The organism is Streptomyces sp. NPDC058371, assembly GCF_042723265.1.
Taxonomy (GTDB): domain Bacteria; phylum Actinomycetota; class Actinomycetes; order Streptomycetales; family Streptomycetaceae; genus Streptomyces.
Window position 1 is genome coordinate 82891 of the sequence record NZ_JBHXJC010000024.1, and the last position, 16281, is coordinate 99171.

A 16281-nucleotide genomic window follows, 5' to 3' on the forward strand; every position below is an offset into this window, starting at 1 on the left:
TCCCCTTATCAGCGTGAACTAAATGAACGGAAGGGTGACCGCCCTCACAGGGCGGGAGATAGTCACCGCATCCCGGTCGTGTGTTTCCGGGACCGGCCCGGGAACGAGACTCCCGGTCCGACCCCGATCCGGGAGCCCCGCTCCTGGTTCGGCCTCGACCCGGGGCAGGTCCCCGGTCCCCCCGGACGTGAGCCGCACGCCGGATGATGCCGACGACGTCGTCAAGGAGGGCAGTCGTGACCAGCACACCCGAAGCGGCACCTGCCGCACCCGCCGCCAAGCGGGACCGCACGCACTACCTGTACATCGCGGTGATCGCCGCGGTGATTCTCGGCATCGCCGTCGGGTTCGCCGCGCCGGACTTCGCCAAGGAGCTCAAGCCGATCGGCACGGGCTTCGTTAACCTGATCAAGATGATGATCTCGCCGATCATCTTCTGCACGATCGTGCTCGGGGTCGGCTCGGTTCGCAAGGCGGCCAAGGTCGGCAAGGTCGGCGGCCTCGCCCTCGGCTACTTCATCTGCATGTCCTTCGTGGCGCTGGCCATCGGTCTGGTCGTCGGCAACATCATCCACCCGGGCAGCGGGATGCATCTGACCGAGGCCGTGAAGGGCGTCGGCCACACCCAGGCGGCGGCCGCCGCCGAGGGGCCGGTCGACTTCCTGCTCGGGGTCATCCCCACCACGTTCGTCTCGGCGTTCACCGAGGGCCAGGTGCTGCAGACGCTGCTGGTTGCGCTGCTTGTGGGCTTCGCGCTGCAGGCCATGGGGCGCGCCGGTGAGCCGGTGCTGCGCGGGGTCGAGCACATCCAGAAGCTGGTCTTCCGGGTCCTCGGCATGATCATGTGGGCCGCTCCGGTCGGTGCCTTCGGCGCGATGGCCGCGGTCATCGGCGAGACCGGCATGGACGCGCTCAAGGCGCTGGCCACGATCATGTTCGGCTTCTACATCACCTGCTTCCTGTTCATCGTGATCGTGCTCGGCACGCTGGTGAAGCTGGTGGCCAAGGTCAACCTCTTCCATCTGCTGAGGTACCTCGGCCGGGAGTTCCTGCTGATCGTCTCCACCTCGTCGTCCGAGTCCGCGCTGCCGCGGCTCATCGCGAAGATGGAGCACCTGGGTGTCAGCCGCCCGGTCGTCGGCATCACCGTGCCGACCGGCTACTCGTTCAACCTCGACGGCACGATGATCTACCTGACCATGGCCTCGCTCTTCATCGCCGACGCGATGGACCAGCCGATGGGCATCGGCCAGCAGATCGGCCTGCTGCTCTTCATGATGATCGCCTCGAAGGGCGCCGCGGGCGTCTCCGGCTCCGGTATCGCCGTACTGGCCAGTGGTCTGCAGTCGCACAAGCCCGCGCTGGTGGACGGCGTCGGTCTGATCATCGGCATCGACCGCTTCATGAGCGAGGCCCGCGCCGTCACCAACTTCGCGGGCAACGCGGTCGCCACGCTGCTGATCGGCACCTGGACCGGCGAGGTCGACAAGGAGCGGGTGGACCTGGTCCTGGCGGGCGGTCTGCCCTTCGACGAGCGGACCCTGCTGGACGACGGCCAGGACCCCGTCCCGGCGGACGTGCCCGAGCAGGGCGGCGAGAAGGAGCTCGCCAAGGCGTAGCCGCCCCGCGTCGCCCGCACGGGCGACGCTCCGGAAAAAGCCGCCGAGTGGCCGGGTCACCCCCCGTTGGCCTGGCCCTCGGTTCAGGCCGAGTGGTCTGGTCATCCCCCGTGGCCGGGCCACTCGGTCGTTTCTGCGCGGGTCCGGCCGGCGGTGCGGTGGCCGTCCGAAGCATCCGGTTCGCGCCGGCTCGGCGGGGTCAGCGGCTCAGCTTCGTCACCAGCTCGGTGGCGCGTGCGAGGGGTACGCCCACCGTGGTCATCACGGTGATGACGGCGGAGCGGCCCGCCTCCTCCGCTGCCAGCAGCCCGTCGTTCACCGCCTCCATGAGGGCGAACAGCATCTGCTCGTGCGCGTAGGCGAGTGCGGGGGCGGGCAGCGGCGACTCGAACACCCCCTGATCCAGGCCGCGTTGGAGCACCTCCACGAAGGCCCCGCGGACCGGGGCCAGTCGCTCGCGCATGCCCTGGACCGTGACGCTGTGCTGAGCCAGCGCCACCAGTAGCCGGTAGCGGTCGGCGATCTCCCAGACCGCGAGCGTCGAGAGGACCAGCGACTCCGCCGGGTCCTCGACGCCCGCCCGGCCCGCGGCATGCGCCGCCTCCACTGCCTGTACCGCCCCCTCGAACAGGGTGCTGATCAACGCCTCACGGTTGGGGAAGTGCCCGTACACCGTGCGCCGTACGACGCCCGCGGCCTTCGCGATCTGGTCCATGGACGCGTCGGGGTCGCGCAGCAGCTCGGTGAGCGCGATGTCGAGGATGCGGCGGCGGTTCACCTCCGCGCGGCTGGGGCTGTCCGTCGTCATGGCTGCCATTCTGCACGCCCGACAGGCGAGCCGAGGCTCGCTCGTGAGGGCTTCACCTCCTTGATTTGCACGCCGCTGTGCAACGCGTCTACATTGCCATTGTCGGTTAGTTGCACATCAATGTGCAAGTATATAGAGGAGGGCGACCGTAGCCATGCGTCTCGTCAAGAACGAACCGGTCGAGCAGATGGACCGGCCCTACGCGGGGCGCTGGTGGGCCCTGCTCGTGCTGTGTCTGAGTCTGCTGATCATCGTGATGGCGAACACCGCCCTCACGGTCGCGGCCCCGGACATGACCCAGGACCTGGGCCTGTCCAGCGCCGACCTGCAGTGGGTCATTGACGGCTACACCGTCCCGTACGCGGCGCTGATGCTGCTGCTCGGCGCGATCGGCGACAAGTACAGCCGCCGGGGCGCACTCGTCCTCGGCCTCCTCGTCTTCGGCGGCGGCGCCGTCGCGGGCTCGCTCGTGGACAGCTCCACGGGTGTCATCGCCGCGCGTGCCGTGATGGGCGTGGGGGCGGCGCTGATCATGCCCGCCACCCTCTCCCTCCTCGCCGCGACCTTCCCGCGCGCCGAGCGCGCCAAGGCGATCACGCTGTGGACGGCCACCGCCGGACTCGCCATCGCTGCCGGACCGCTGGTCGCCGGTGCCCTTCTTGAGCACCACGGCTGGTCCTCGACGTTCCTGATCAACGTGCCGATCGCCGCGCTCGCCATCATCGGCGCCTTCGTCCTCGTACCGCCGTCCAAGGCCGGCCACCAGCACCGCATCGACTACGTCGGCGGCCTGCTGTCCGTGCTCTGGATCGGTTCGCTGGTCTACATGATCATCGAAGGACCGCACTTCGGATGGGGTGCGAAGGCCGTGACCGCCGCGGTCGTCGCCGGCGCCGGCTTCGTGCTCTTCGTCCTGTGGGAGCTGCGTCACCCGCGCCCGGTCATCGATGTGCGCCGCTTCGCCAACCGCCGGTTCGCGGGCTCCAACCTCGCCGTCGCGCTCTTCTTCCTGGCCGTCTTCGGCGCCTTCTACTTCCTCACCCAGCACCTCCAGTTCGTCCTCGGATACGACGCCCTGGACACCGGGGTGCGCATGCTCCCGCTCGCCGGGGCCGTGTTCGTCGGCTCGGCGCTCACCGCGTACCTCACCCCGCGCATCGGCATGAAGATCACCGTCACCGCCGGCATGGTCGGCGGCACGGCGGCGCTCGCGCTGCTCACCCAGGTCGACGCGACCTCGTCGTACGGCGACTTCGTCCTGCCCCTGGTCATCCTGGGGCTCGCGATCGGGCTGGCGCTCTCGCCCTGCACGGACGCCATCATGGGCGCGTTCCCCGAGGCCGAGCTGGGCGTCGGCGGTGCCGTGAACGACACGTCGCTGGAGCTCGGCGGCTCGCTCGGCATCGCGATCCTCGGTTCGGTGCTGGCGAGTTCGTACTCCTCGCACCTCTCCGACGAGGTCGCGGGCAGCAAGCTTCCCGCGGGCGCTCTGTCGACGGCCCAGGATTCGGTGGGTGCGGGGTACGGGGTGGCCCAGGGCATCGGTGACAAGGCGCGGCAGCTCGGGGAGCAGGCGGCCCACGCCGGCAGCACCGGTCAGGCCACCCAGCTGAAGGCCCAGGCCGACCAGCTCACGCAGGGCGCCCGGCAGTTGGCGGACGCGGTCGGCTCGTCCTTCGCGGACGCGGTCGCACACACCAGCCTCGTCGGCGCGGTGATCCTCGGCATCGGCACGGTTCTGGTGGCAGTCCTGCTGCCGCGTGGGGCCAGTGCCGCCGAGGGGGAGCCCGCGGAGGGGGAGCCCACCGAGGAGAAGCCCGCGGGGGTGACCGGCGACGGTGCGGAGGTGCTCGCGGAGAAGTCCGCCGGGGCGACCGGCGACGACGCGGGGGCGCTCACCGAGGAGTCCACGGAGGAGTCCACGGAGGAGTCCGCCGAGGAGTCCACGGAGGAGTCCGCCGAGGCGCTCGCGGAGGAGTGCGCCGAGGAGTCCGAGTCCGTCCACGGCGCGACGCGCTGACGTTCTCCGGAACCCCGGCTTCGGGGCCCCGTGCCGTGCTCGGGGTGCGGGATCCCGGGCCGGACGCGGACCGGCGGGCTCCGGAGGGGGCGGCTGACATCCCCTGGAGTCGATTGGCCGGTCAGTCCGGCAGGACGCCGTGGGTGGCCGCGTGCTGCCAGAAGTCCCGCTGCAGTGCGTTCGGCAGCGGGCTCTCCATGCCCCGCTGGGTGAGCAGGATCGCCACGGTGTCGGTGGACGGGATGATGTGGGCGGTGGTGCCGGTGCCGCCCACCCAGCCGTACCGCCCCGGGACCGACCAGGGGGCGAGCGGCGCGATGTCGACCGAGGCGCCGTAGCCCCAGCCCTGGCCCTCCAGGAACAGGGCACCGACGGTGCGCTGGACGTCGGTGAGGTGGTCGGTGGTCATCAGCCGTACCGACTCGGGCGACAGGAGACGCCGGCCGTCGGCGGCCGTCCCGCCGGCGAGCAGCATCCGGCCGAAGGCCAGCCAGTCGTCGGCGGTGGACGCGAGCCCGCCACCGCCGGACGGGAAGGCGGGCAGGCTGCTCCACCGCCCCTCGGGACCGTCGACCAGCTCCAGGCCGCCCGCGCCGTCCACCTGGTAGTAGGCGGCGAAGCGGTCGCGCCGGTCGGCCGGCACCGCGAAGCCGGTGTCCGTCATGCCCAGCGGCTCGAAGATCCGCTCGGCCATGAACGCGTGCAGGGGCCGGCCGGTGGCCCGGGCGATCAACACGCCCTGGATGTCGGAACAGGTGCCGTAGAGCCACGCCTCGCCCGGCTGGTACAGCAGCGGGATCCGGGCCAGCGCGGCCATCCACTCGTCCGGTGCCGGGAAGCTCTGCGGATCGCGGCCGTCCTTCTGCACCGTGAACAGCTCCTGGACCTGGGGGAGCGAGAAGTCGGACGGGAAGCCGTACCCGGCGCGGGAGGTGAGCAGGTCCTCCACGGTGATCGGACGGGCGGCCGGCACCAGATCGTCGACGGGACTCTCCGGCGTCCGCACGACCATCGGCTTCGCCAGCTCGGGGAGCAGGCGCTCCACCGGTTCGTGCAGTCCGATCAGCCCCTCGTCGACCAGCATCATGACCGCCGCGGCGACGACCGGCTTGGTGATCGAGGCGATACGGAAGATGGAGTCCCGGGCCATGGGCGCCGTCCCCTCGACATCGAGGGAACCGACGGCGGCGACCTCGACCTGATCACCGCGGGCGATCAGACCGACGGCGCCCGGCGTCCAGCCGTCGCTGACGTAGTGCTCGAGAAGGTCGTGCAGGGTGCTCATCGGTCCGCCTTCGGGAGGGGAGAGGTCTCTGAGGTAAGACTCCCTCGGCCCGGCGGAATCATCGCCGGTGCACCGCCGTTTTCACCGGTTCCGCCCTTGTGCTCCGCGGGTGCGACGCACGAAGGCCCGGGGTCGTCCGGGCTCCGACGGGCACCCGTGCTGTCCCGCGTGCCTACGGTGTGCCCAGGTGCCCAGGTGCCCAGGTGCCCAGGTGCCCCGCGGTTCTGCCGGGGCGGCACAGCGCTATCGCCCCGCCGCCGCCGCGTTCAGTCGCTCCAGCTCCTCCGCCTCCAGCACCAGGTCCGCCGCCCCCGCCGAGTCCTCGATCGTCCCGGGGCGGCGCGCTCCCGGAATCGGGACAACGGTGGGGGACAGGGCCAAATGCCAGGCCAGGCAGACTTGTTGGGGACTCACTCCGCGTTCGAGCGCCACCTCGTGGAACGCTCCGAAGCCGTCGGACTCCACCTGCGACGGTCCGTCGAGGGGGCTGCGGGAGATCCCGCCCAACGGGCTCCAGGGCAGAAAGGCGAGGCCCAGTTCGGCGCACAGGCGCAGTTCGGGGTGACTGTCCCGGGCCGCGGGGGAGTACCTGTTCTGGACCGAGGCCAAGCTGTCGCCGAGGATCGCGCGCGCCTGCCGGATCCGGGCCGTGTCGGTGTTCGAGATACCGGCGAGCCGGATCTTGCCCTCGTCCAGCAGCTCGCGCAGGGCGCCGACGGACTCCTCGAAGGGGACGGCCGGGTCGGGCTTGTGCAGCTGGTAGAGGCCGATGGCGTCTACCCCGAGCCGCTTCAGGGAAGCCTCGGCGGCCGCCTTGAGGTGGCGGGGTGTGCCGGTCACCGTCCAGCTGCCGTCGGCCGGCCTGCCGCGGCCGCCCTTCGTGGCGACCAGCACGTCGGCCGTGTCACCGCCGTAGGTGGCGAGCGCGCGGGCGACGAGCCGCTCGTTGTGGCCGGGCCCGTCGCCGGGCAGGTGGTACGAGTCGGCGGTGTCGATGAGCGTGACGCCCGCGTCGAGCGCGGCGTGCACGGTGGCCAGGGCGCGGGCCTCGTCCGGACGCCCCTCGATGGACAACGGCATCGCACCGAGCCCGACCGCCCCCACGCGCAGAGCGCCAAGTGCGCGATATTGCACGTCAGTTGTCCTTCCCGAGCGATACGGAGGCGAGGGTTTCGGCGACGGCGCGCGGCAACCACTCCCGGGCCTGCCCGAAGGTGAAACCGAGCCCGGTGGCCCGGGAGTTGTCCATCCCGTACGAGCGGGTGAAGGAGAACGGCGAGATCTCGCCGACCTCCACGCTCCGGAACACCGTCCTTCCGCCCGGAATGCGCTCGGCCACGGCCGCGCACAACTCCTCGGTGGTGAGGGCTCCGTGCGACGCCGCGTTCACCGGCCCGGTGAACTCCCCGTCCACCACCCAGGCCAGGAAATCGGTGATCTCGTCGACATGGATGTACGTCGCCGGGTGGTTCACCGTCGGTACGGCGATCGGCTCACCCGCCTCGATCCGCCGGGCGTAGTGGTCGAGCCGTCCGGTGAAGTCGTCTCCCCCGCCCAGCACATGGGCGACGCGCACGGCCACGTACGGGAAGGCGGGGTCGCTCGCGAGGACCGCCTCGGCCTGCCGTTTGCCCTCCCCGTAGTGGGATTCGAGGAAATCCAGGTCGTCCCAGGGGAGTTCGAGGTCGACGGCGACCGATCGAGGGTCGACGGCCTCCTCGCGCACCGGTGACGCCGAGTCCTCGTACCCGTACACCTCGACCGTGGAGGTCATGACGTACCGGCGGGTGCGGCCGGCGAAGACGCTGCGTGCGACTGCCGCCTGCCGGGGTGTGTAGCAGACCTGGTCGACGACGACGTCGAACGTGCGCGAGCCCAGCGCCTTTTCCAGGGAATGCTCGTCATTCCGGTCGGCGACCAGATGAATCGCCCCGACGGGCGGCACCGAAGAGCCGCGATTGATGACGGTGACCCGGTCCCCGGCGGCCAGCAGCCGGGCTGTCAGCCTCTTTCCGAAATACCGGTTTCCGCCGATGACACATACGTCGCGCACGACGTCCCTCCCGAATGTCAATTCCCGCGACTGTTCCCCGCGGCGCTTTCCTGCGGCTTCTGTGCCGTGCTCCCGCCTTCTCTGTGGTCATAATTCTTCCTCCGTACGCAGCAGGTCTGAAGGGGGAGTCATGGGAGATCCGGTCGCCGCACCGAAGGAACCACGGCGTCTACGCGCCGCCGCCAACGAAACATCGGCGGCCTTCGACACGCTGGACCGGCAGATCCTGGAGCTGCTGCAGAGCGACGGCCGGATCAAGCTCAGCGAGCTGGGCCGCCGGGTCAGACTCAGCCCGGCGGCCGTCGCCGAGCGGGTGCGCCGCCTGGAGTCGACGGGCGCGATCACCGGCTACGGCGCCCATGTCGCGCCGGCCCGCCTCGGTTACGGCATTCGGGCCTTCATCCGCGTCAATCCGCACGGCGGCTACAACCTCAGGCACCCCAGGACCCTCGAACTCCTCGCCCGCCCGGAGATCGTGGAGGTCCACCACGTGGTCGGCGAGGACTGCTGGATCCTCAAGGTGGCGGTCCAGGACACCATTCACCTGGAGGAGATCCTGGAACAGACCTCCGCCCTGGGCCGGACGACGACGTCGATCGTCCTGTCCTCCCCGGTGGAGCGGAAGCCGCTGCTCCCGCCCGTGGCCGACCGCTCGCTCTGAGACTGCTTGCCTTGACGTCGGCGTCAAGGATTACCGTCGGGACATGCGAATCGGCGAGCTGGCGGCGCGGGCCGGGACGAGCACGCGGACCCTGCGCTACTACGAGTCGCGGGGGCTGCTGCCCGCGCGGCGGGGTGACAACGGGTACCGGACCTACGACGAGGACGATCTGAGGCTGCTGCGGCAGATCAGGACGCTGCAGGACTTCGGGTTCGACCTCGAGGAGACCCGGCCCTTCGTGGACTGTCTGCGGGCCGGCCACCCGGAGGGCGACTCCTGCCCGGCGTCGCTCGCCGTCTACCGCCGCAAGCTCGGCGAACTCGACGCGCTGATCGGCGAGTTGCAGGCCGTGCGCGTGCACGTCGGTGACCAGCTGGCCAAGGCCGAGCGGGCGCGCGACGTGCTGGCGGCCGACGCGGAGGTTCCGGGCGGCCCGGAACCCGTGTGCGAACTGGGAGGACCTACGCAGTGATCAAGGCAGCAGGCGTGGCGGAAGTGACGGACGCGGACTTCGAGGCGGAGGTGATCGGGGCGGACCTGCCGGTGCTGGTGGAGTTCACCGCCGACTGGTGCGGCCCGTGCCGTCAGCTCGCCCCCGTCCTCAGTGACATCGCCGCCGAAGAGGGCGAGCGCCTCAAGGTCGTCCAGCTCGACGTGGACGCGAATCCGGGGACCACCATCGCGTACGGCGTCATGGCGATGCCCACCCTCATGGTGTTCCGGGACGGGGAGCCGGTGAAATCGATGGTGGGCGCGCGGCCCAAGCGGCGGCTGCTGGCGGAGCTGGCCGACGTGCTCTGACCCGGCGGGCACCGGCCGGACCCGACCACTGAACGCAGAAAATCCCTCGAGCAATTGCGCTCGGGGGATTTCTTTGCGTATATTCAATGGTTCGCGACTTCAAGGATATTGGGTCACGAAGAAGTTTACTGGGCACAGTATATCCGGCCGGGAGCGGAATTGTCAAACACCGAATTTCCAGACGATGAATTGCGGCAGGAGCAGGAATTCATCGACGGGTTGTACACGCGTGTGGACGCGCTGCGGGGCAGTACGGAGGCCTCCGTCGTGGACGCGCTGGGGCAGGGCAACACACCCATGCAGGCCCGCCTCGAAAGGGATGTCCTCGTCGCCGAACGGTCCGGGCTGCTCGCCGCTCTGAACGCCGTGGACGGCTCGCTCTGCTTCGGCCGTATCGACCTCACCAACGGAGTCAGCCACCACATCGGCCGTATCGGCATCCGCGCCGACGACGCCGAGCTCACCCCGATCCTCATCGACTGGCGGGCCCCGGTCGCCCGCCCCTTCTACCTCGCCACCGGCCATACGCCGATGGACCTGCGCCGTCGCCGGCACCTCACCACCGACGGCCGCCGGGTCACCGACCTGCACGACGAGATCCTGGACCTCGGCGACCAGGAGCGCACCGGCCACGAGGACCCGACGGGCGACGCCGTACTCCTCGCCGCGCTCAACTCGGCACGCACCGGCCGGATGGCCGACATCGTGCAGACGATCCAGGCCGAGCAGGACCGCATCATCCGTGCCCCGCACCGGGGCATCATGGTCGTCGAGGGCGGCCCCGGCACCGGCAAGACGGCCGTGGCGCTGCACCGGGCCGCCTATCTCCTCTACGAGCACCGGGAGTTGCTCGCCAAGCGGGCCGTCCTGATCGTCGGCCCCAACCCGGCCTTCCTCGGCTACATCGGCGAGGTGCTGCCCTCGCTCGGTGAGACGGGCGTCCTGCTCGCCACGGTCGGCGAGCTCTTCCCCGGTGTGAAGGCGACAGCATTCGACACCCCCGAAGCGGCCGCGGTGAAGGGCCGCGCGGACATGGCCGACGTCCTCGGCGGCGTCGTACGCGACCGCCAGGCCCTCCCCGATCCGGTGATCGCCGTCGAGCACGACCGGGACATACTGATGCTCGACGAGGGCCTCGTGCAGATGGCCCGCGAGCGCACCCGCGCGCTGGGCCTCCCGCACAACGCGGCCCGCGAGCACTTCGAGGGCCACATCCTCAACACGCTCACGGACATGCTCGCCGAACGCATCGGCACGGACCCGTTCGACGGCACGAACCTGCTCGACCCGAGCGACATCACGCAGATCCGCGACGACCTCGCCGAGAACCCCGAAGTCTGGTCGGCCATCGACCAGTTGTGGCCGCGGGTGACCCCGGCGCGCCTGGTGGCGGACTTCCTGGCGGCGCCGGAGGGGTACGTGTCCGACGAGGACGCGGCGGCCATCCGCCGTCCCGTCACCCGGGCCTGGACCACCGCGGACGTGCCGCTCCTCGACGAGGCGGCCGAGCTCCTCGGCGAGGACGACCGGATCGCCCGGGCGCTCGCCGAGCGGCACAGGAACGCCCAGGTCGCCTACGCCCAGGGCGTGCTGGACGTCTCCTACGCCTCCCGTACCTACGAGTTCGAGGACAAGGACGAGGAGGCCTCCGAGGTTCTGTCCGCGCACGACATCATCGACGCGGAACGGTTCGCCGAGCGGCACGAGGAGGACGACCACCGCAGTGCCGCCGAGCGCGCCGCGGCCGACCGCACCTGGGCGTTCGGGCACATCATCGTCGACGAGGCGCAGGAGCTGTCGCCGATGGCGTGGCGGCTGCTCATGCGACGCAGTCCGACCCGCTCGATGACCCTGGTCGGTGACCCCGCGCAGACCTCCGAGGCCGCCGGGGTCGGTTCCTGGTCGGAGATCCTCTCCCCGTACGTCGAGGACCGCTGGGAGCACACCAGGCTCGCCGTCAACTACCGCACCCCGTCCGAGATCATGGACCTCGCGGCGGCCGTCCCGCGCGCCGAGAACCCCGACTTCGAACCGCCGAGTTCGGTGCGGTCGACGGGGGTACGGCCCTGGGTGCGCCTCGCGCACGATCTGCCCGGTGCCGTCGCCAAGGCCGTGGCCGAGTTGGCCCCCGCGGAGGGGCGGCTCGCGGTGATCGCACCCCGTGATCTCCATCGAACGCTGGCCGCGCGGCTCGACGGCGTGACCGCCGGGGAGGAGCCCGATCTGACCCGGGCGGTCGTGCTGCTCGACCCCCGTCAGGCCAAGGGGCTGGAGTTCGACTCCGTCCTGGTGGTCGAGCCTTCGCGCTACAGCACGAGTGACCTGTACGTCGCACTGACCCGTGCCACGCAGTCACTCGGCGTCCTGCACAGCGGGGAGCTGCCGGAGCCGTTGATGACGGCCTGACCGCCCCCTTGGGGCTCCGCCCCCAGACCCCCGTATCGCTGAGATTCAGCGCCTCCGGCGACTGAGGAGCGGGGTCCGGGGCGGAGCCCCGGGTCGTCAGGCCGGACGGAGCCAGATGGTTGCCAACGGGGGCAGGGTCAGGCGGATGCTGGCCGGACGGCCGTGCGTGGGCTGGGGCTCCGGCTTGACCGGGTCGGGGTTGCCGACGTCGCTCCCGCCGTAGCGGGCGAGGTCCGTGTTGAGGACCTCGTGCCAGGCGGGGACGTCGTCGGGGACGCCCAGCCGGTACTCGTGCCGGACCACCGGCGAGAAGTGGGACACGGCGAGCAGCGGAGAGCCGTCGGCGTCGTAGCGGAGGAAGGCGAAGACGTTGTCCTCCGCGGCGTCCCCGGCAACCCAGGCGAAGCCGGAGGGCTCGGTGTCGCGCTCCCACAGAGCGGCCTCGTGCCGGTACACGGTGTTGAGGTCGCGGACCAGATCGCGCACACCCCGGTGGTCGGGCTCGGCGCCGTACGCGGGATCGAGCAGCCACCAGTCGGGCCCATGCGCCTCGGACCACTCGGCCCCCTGGGCGAACTCCTGACCCATGAAGAGGAGTTGCTTGCCGGGATGGGCCCACATGAAGCCGAGGTAGGCACGGTCGGTCGCCCGCTGCTGCCACCAGTCGCCCGGCATCTTCGACACCAACGACCGTTTGCCGTGCACGACTTCGTCGTGGGAGATGGGCAGCACGTAGTTCTCGCTGTAGGCGTACACCATCGAGAACGTCATCTCGTTGTGGTGGAAGCTGCGGTGAATCGGGTCGTGCTGCACATAGTCGAGCGAGTCGTGCATCCACCCCATGTTCCACTTCAGCCCGAAGCCCAGACCACCGAAGCCGCCGGGCCCGATGTGGTGGGTGGCGCGGGTGACGCCGTCCCAGGCGGTCGACTCCTCCGCGATCGTGACGACCCCCGGGTTACGGCGGTAGACGGTGGCGTTCATCTCCTGGAGGAAGGCGACCGCGTCCAGGTTCTCCCGGCCGCCGTGCTCGTTGGGTGTCCACTGGCCCGCTTCGCGGGAGTAGTCGAGGTAGAGCATGGAGGCGACGGCGTCCACACGTAGACCGTCGATGTGGAACTCCTCGCACCAGTACACGGCGTTGGCGACGAGGAAGTTGCGCACCTCACGGCGGCCGTAGTCGAACTCCAGCGTCCCCCAGTCGGGGTGGGCGGCCCGCAGGGGGTCCTCGTGCTCGTACAGCGGGCGCCCGTCGAACTCGGCCAGTGCCCAGTCGTCACGCGGGAAGTGCGCCGGCACCCAGTCCATCAGGACCCCGATCCCGGCCCGGTGCAGGGCGTCGACCAGGTACTTGAAGTCGTCCGGCGTGCCCATCCGGGCCGTGGGCGCGTAGAAGCCGGTCACCTGATAGCCCCAGGAGCCGCCGAAGGGGTGCTCGGCCACCGGCATCAGCTCTACGTGGGTGAAGCCCAAGTCGGCGACGTACGCGGGCAGTTGTTCGGCCAGCTGGCGGTACGTCAGGCCCGGCCGCCAGGACGCGAGATGGATCTCGTACACGGAGAACGGGGCCTCGTGCGCCGGCCGCAGCGCGCGGGCGGACAGCCATGCCTCGTCCTGCCACTCGTGGTGCGAGGCGTCGATGATCGAGGAGGTGTTCGGCGGGATCTCGGTGCGCCGGGCCATCGGGTCGGCCCGGAGCGTCTTCGAGCCGTCGGGCCGGGTGATCTCGAACTTGTACAGTTCGCCCTCGCCGACGGCGGGCACGAACAGCTCCCACACCCCGGTGGAGCCCAGGGAGCGCATCGGATACCCCGTGGCGTCCCAGTAGTTGAAGCTGCCGGCCACGCGCACGCCGCGGGCGTTGGGCGCCCACACCGTGAAGCGGGTGCCGCGCACGCCCTGGTGCACCATCGGCTCCGCGCCGAGCGCCTTCCACAGCTGTTCGTGCCGTCCCTCGCCGAGCAGATGCAGATCGAACTCACCGATCGCGGGCAGGAAGCGGTACGCGTCCTCGGTCTCCAGGGCCGACCCCTCGTACGTCACCACCAGCCGGTACGACTCCGGGACCTCGCGCAGCGGCAGCAGCCCCGAGAAGAACCCGTCGCCGTCGTCGTCCAGTTCGGCCCGCAGGTCGTCGGTGACCAGGGCCACCTTGAGGGCGTACGGGCGCAGCGTGCGGAAGGCCACGCCACCGGGCACGGGGTGCGCGCCGAGCACGCCGTGCGGGTCGTGATGCGTGCCGCCGAGCAACCGCTCCCGGTCCCCGGACTCGACCCCGACAAAGCCGGGCGCCTCCGGCGGGTCTGCGGGGAGGGGGGAGAGGCCGGCCCCGCTGCCGGCCGTCGCCGCGGCCGGCGTCTGCGCGACGCCCACCTCCGCGGCGTCGGGTTCGGTGACGCCTGCTCCCGTGAGGCCGGGTTCGGTGACGCCTGTTCCCGTGACCGTGACGTCGGGTTCGGTGATGCCCACTCCCGTGACGCCGGTGCCGATGACAGCGGGGTCCGTGACGTCGGGCTCGGTGGAGGTGGGCTGCGTGACGTCGGGCTCGGTGGTGGTGGGCTGCGTAGCTCCGGGCCCGGTGACGGCGTCCCGCTTGGGGCCGGTCTTCTTCCCCGCCGCCTTCGGCGTCTTCGCCGCCTTCTTCACCGACGCCCTCTCCTCGGCGGACCGCTTGGCGGTCGCCGCGGCCTTCTTCCCGGCCGTCTTCCTGGCGGCGGCCGCCTGCTTCCCGGCGGCCGTCTTGTCGGCGGCGGCCGGCTTCTTCGCGTTCGCGCCGGTCTTCTTCGGACTGTCCTCGGACGGGGGACGGGGGGTCACGGGCGGGGCCTCCTCGGCAGGGGTGAGGTGGGAGGGGTCGGGACGCACGTCACCTGGACGCGCTTCACGGTGTGCCGGCGTCCGCGGCGAGCCGGCGCACCGCGGTCAGCGGTACCGACAGCCAGCCGGGCCGGTGCCGGGCCTCGTACAGGACTTCGTAGACCGCCTTGTCCGTCTCGTAGGCGCGCAGCAGGACCGGTTCGGCGCGCGGGTCGCGCCCGGCGACCTCGGCGTATCCGCTGCAGTAGGCGGCTCGGCAGGCCTCGGCCCAGCCGGGCACCGGGGTCTCGGCCGAGTGGGCGGCGTAGTCGAAGGAGCGCAGCATGCCCGCGATGTCCCGCACGGCCGGCTGCGGCATCCGGCGTTCCGCGAGCGGTTTCGACGGCTCGCCCTCGAAGTCGATCAGTGACCACTCGCCGGACGGGGAGCGCAGACACTGGCCGAGGTGCAGATCGCCGTGGATGCGCTGGGCGGTCCAGGTGTGACCCTCGCGGGCCAGATCGGCGAGCGCCTCGAAGGCGGAGCGCAGTCCGGGGGCGTACGGCCGCAGCGCGGGGACGGCCTGCGCCGCCGCCTCCAGCCGCTCGGTCATGCCGCCCACGATGAGTTCCAGCTGGCTGTGGCCGACGGTGAGCGTCGGGAGCGCGCGGCCGAGCGCCGTGTGCACCTCCGCCGTGGCCCGTCCGAGCGCCCGTGCCTCGCCCCTGAAGTCCTCACCCTTGGCCAGTTGGCTCAGGGCCAGCTCCCAGCCGTCCGCCGCGCCCTGCAGGAAGGGTTGCAGCACGCCCAGGACGTACGTCTCGTCGGCGAGGTCCGCGAGCATCCACGCCGTCGGCGCCGGTACCCGGGGGCAGTCCTCGCGGGACAGCACCAGCGGCAGCTCCAGATCGGGGTTGATCCCCGGCACGACCCGGCGCAGGAGCTTCAGAATGAACGTATCTCCGTAGACGACGGAGGAGTTGGACTGTTCCGCGGTCATCACCCGCGGCACCAGATCACCGCGGATCTCCTGGCGCCGGTCGCGCCCGAACCGCAGCTCCCCGATACGGGCCTCGGTCCGCAGTGCTTCGAGCAGCACACCGGCGGCGCGCGGATCGTGGAGGGCGTCGTACACCGTCCGTCCGGTCGGCGGACCTTCTTCCAGATGTCCGATCAGCGCGGGCGCCAGCCGTGGTGGCAGCGCCTCGCGCACACCTATCAGCAGCTGGTAACAGTCCCCGGGATGCGCAACGGCGCCCGATGCGGGGGTGTCCGGCTGATGGGCCCGTACGAGAAGGTGGTACAGCGCCGACGTGGCGCTGGGCGGTAGCAGTTCCGTGGCTGCCACCAGCGTGAATCCCGTTACCGGACGCCCTTTGCCCGCGAACCAGCGCTGCCGCGGCAGCCACTCCCGCAGTAGCGGATCGAGCGACGCGAGTAGTTCGGGGCGTGCGACCGGGGCCGTAACGGAGTGGGTTATGGCTTCCGACATGGCGTCGCGTCCTTTCCCCGGGGGGTCGGGGTGTTACTGATGCGTGCCCCGGGCGGCGCGGTGGAAACCGCCCCGCCCGGGATCTGCGCGGCTTCTACGCGGGGTCCTTGCGGAGCCGGAACCAGTAGAAGCCGTGTCCGGCGAGCGTCAGCAAGTACGGCAGCTCACCGATGGCCGGAAAGCGCACCCCGCCGATCAGCTCGACCGGATGCCTCCCGCTGAAGGCACTCAGGTCCAGCTCCGTCGGCTGCGCGAACCGGGAGAAGTTGTGGACGCACAGGACGAGGTCGTCCTTGTATTCGCGCAGGAAGGCGATGACGGCGGGGTTGGAGGAGGGCAG

13 protein-coding genes are annotated in these 16281 nt (G+C 70.9%); 6 read left to right on the plus strand and 7 right to left on the minus strand.

Annotated elements, in window-relative coordinates; translation table 11 throughout:
* Nucleotides 1-203 precede the first annotated feature (203 nt).
* Nucleotides 204-1619 carry a cation:dicarboxylate symporter family transporter gene (locus tag ACFWM2_RS39240; RefSeq protein WP_383290853.1) on the plus strand — a complete coding sequence of 472 codons (1416 nt, stop codon included), beginning with the start codon at nt 204-206 and terminating at the stop codon, nt 1617-1619.
* Nucleotides 1620-1818: 199 nt separating this feature from the next.
* Here ACFWM2_RS39240 and ACFWM2_RS39245 read toward each other — a convergent pair whose 3' ends face one another.
* Nucleotides 1819-2436, minus strand: coding sequence for a TetR/AcrR family transcriptional regulator (locus ACFWM2_RS39245; RefSeq protein ID WP_383290856.1), 618 nt, complete (start codon nt 2434-2436; stop codon nt 1819-1821).
* A 145-nt stretch (nt 2437-2581) separates the two neighbouring features.
* Between ACFWM2_RS39245 and ACFWM2_RS39250 the strand changes: the two genes are divergently transcribed.
* Nucleotides 2582-4447 (plus strand): MFS transporter, encoded by a 1866-nt coding sequence (locus ACFWM2_RS39250; RefSeq protein ID WP_383290859.1) that lies wholly within the window; start codon nt 2582-2584, stop codon nt 4445-4447.
* Between the two features lie 121 nt (nt 4448-4568).
* On the opposite strand, the gene ACFWM2_RS39255 is transcribed toward ACFWM2_RS39250, so the two are convergent.
* From ACFWM2_RS39255 to ACFWM2_RS39265, 3 genes are all read right to left on the minus strand, one after another.
* Nucleotides 4569-5732 (minus strand): serine hydrolase domain-containing protein, encoded by a 1164-nt coding sequence (locus ACFWM2_RS39255; protein ID WP_383290861.1) that lies wholly within the window; start codon nt 5730-5732, stop codon nt 4569-4571.
* Nucleotides 5733-5975: 243 nt separating this feature from the next.
* A complete protein-coding gene (locus ACFWM2_RS39260; RefSeq protein WP_383290864.1) occupies nt 5976-6866 on the minus strand; it encodes an aldo/keto reductase in 891 nt (296 codons plus the stop codon).
* Between the two features lies 1 nt (nt 6867).
* On the minus strand, nt 6868-7785 hold the full coding sequence (locus tag ACFWM2_RS39265; protein WP_383290867.1) for an NAD-dependent epimerase/dehydratase family protein: 918 nt from the start codon (nt 7783-7785) through the stop codon (nt 6868-6870).
* A 130-nt stretch (nt 7786-7915) separates the two neighbouring features.
* Between ACFWM2_RS39265 and ACFWM2_RS39270 the strand changes: the two genes are divergently transcribed.
* The 4 genes from ACFWM2_RS39270 to ACFWM2_RS39285 all read left to right on the plus strand — a co-directional run bounded on the left by ACFWM2_RS39270 (nt 7916) and on the right by ACFWM2_RS39285 (nt 11653).
* Nucleotides 7916-8446: an Lrp/AsnC family transcriptional regulator gene (locus ACFWM2_RS39270; protein ID WP_383290870.1), complete on the plus strand. Its 531-nt coding sequence runs from the start codon at nt 7916-7918 to the stop codon at nt 8444-8446.
* Nucleotides 8447-8489: 43 nt separating this feature from the next.
* A complete protein-coding gene (locus tag ACFWM2_RS39275) occupies nt 8490-8918 on the plus strand; it encodes a MerR family transcriptional regulator (RefSeq protein WP_383290872.1) in 429 nt (142 codons plus the stop codon).
* Nucleotides 8915-9247, plus strand: a complete 333-nt coding sequence (trxA, locus tag ACFWM2_RS39280) for a thioredoxin (protein WP_383290875.1) — start codon at nt 8915-8917, stop codon at nt 9245-9247. Before ACFWM2_RS39275 ends, trxA begins: the two co-directional genes overlap by 4 nt.
* Before the next feature lie 141 nt (nt 9248-9388).
* Nucleotides 9389-11653 (plus strand): HelD family protein, encoded by a 2265-nt coding sequence (locus tag ACFWM2_RS39285; protein WP_383290893.1) that lies wholly within the window; start codon nt 9389-9391, stop codon nt 11651-11653.
* 96 nt (nt 11654-11749) lie between these two features.
* Here the strand turns inward: ACFWM2_RS39285 and glgB are convergent, their stop codons facing one another.
* The 3 genes from glgB to ACFWM2_RS39300 form a co-directional block, all read right to left on the minus strand.
* The gene (glgB, locus tag ACFWM2_RS39290) at nt 11750-14470 is read right to left on the minus strand and encodes a 1,4-alpha-glucan branching enzyme (RefSeq protein WP_383290878.1); all 2721 of its coding nucleotides are present in this window, start codon (nt 14468-14470) and stop codon (nt 11750-11752) included.
* A gap of 64 nt (nt 14471-14534) precedes the next feature.
* Nucleotides 14535-15941: a maltokinase gene (locus ACFWM2_RS39295; protein ID WP_383290881.1), complete on the minus strand. Its 1407-nt coding sequence runs from the start codon at nt 15939-15941 to the stop codon at nt 14535-14537.
* 94 nt (nt 15942-16035) lie between these two features.
* Nucleotides 16036-16281, minus strand: a 246-nt coding sequence (locus ACFWM2_RS39300) for an alpha-glucosidase C-terminal domain-containing protein (protein WP_383290884.1), incomplete at its 5' end; no start/stop codon positions are given.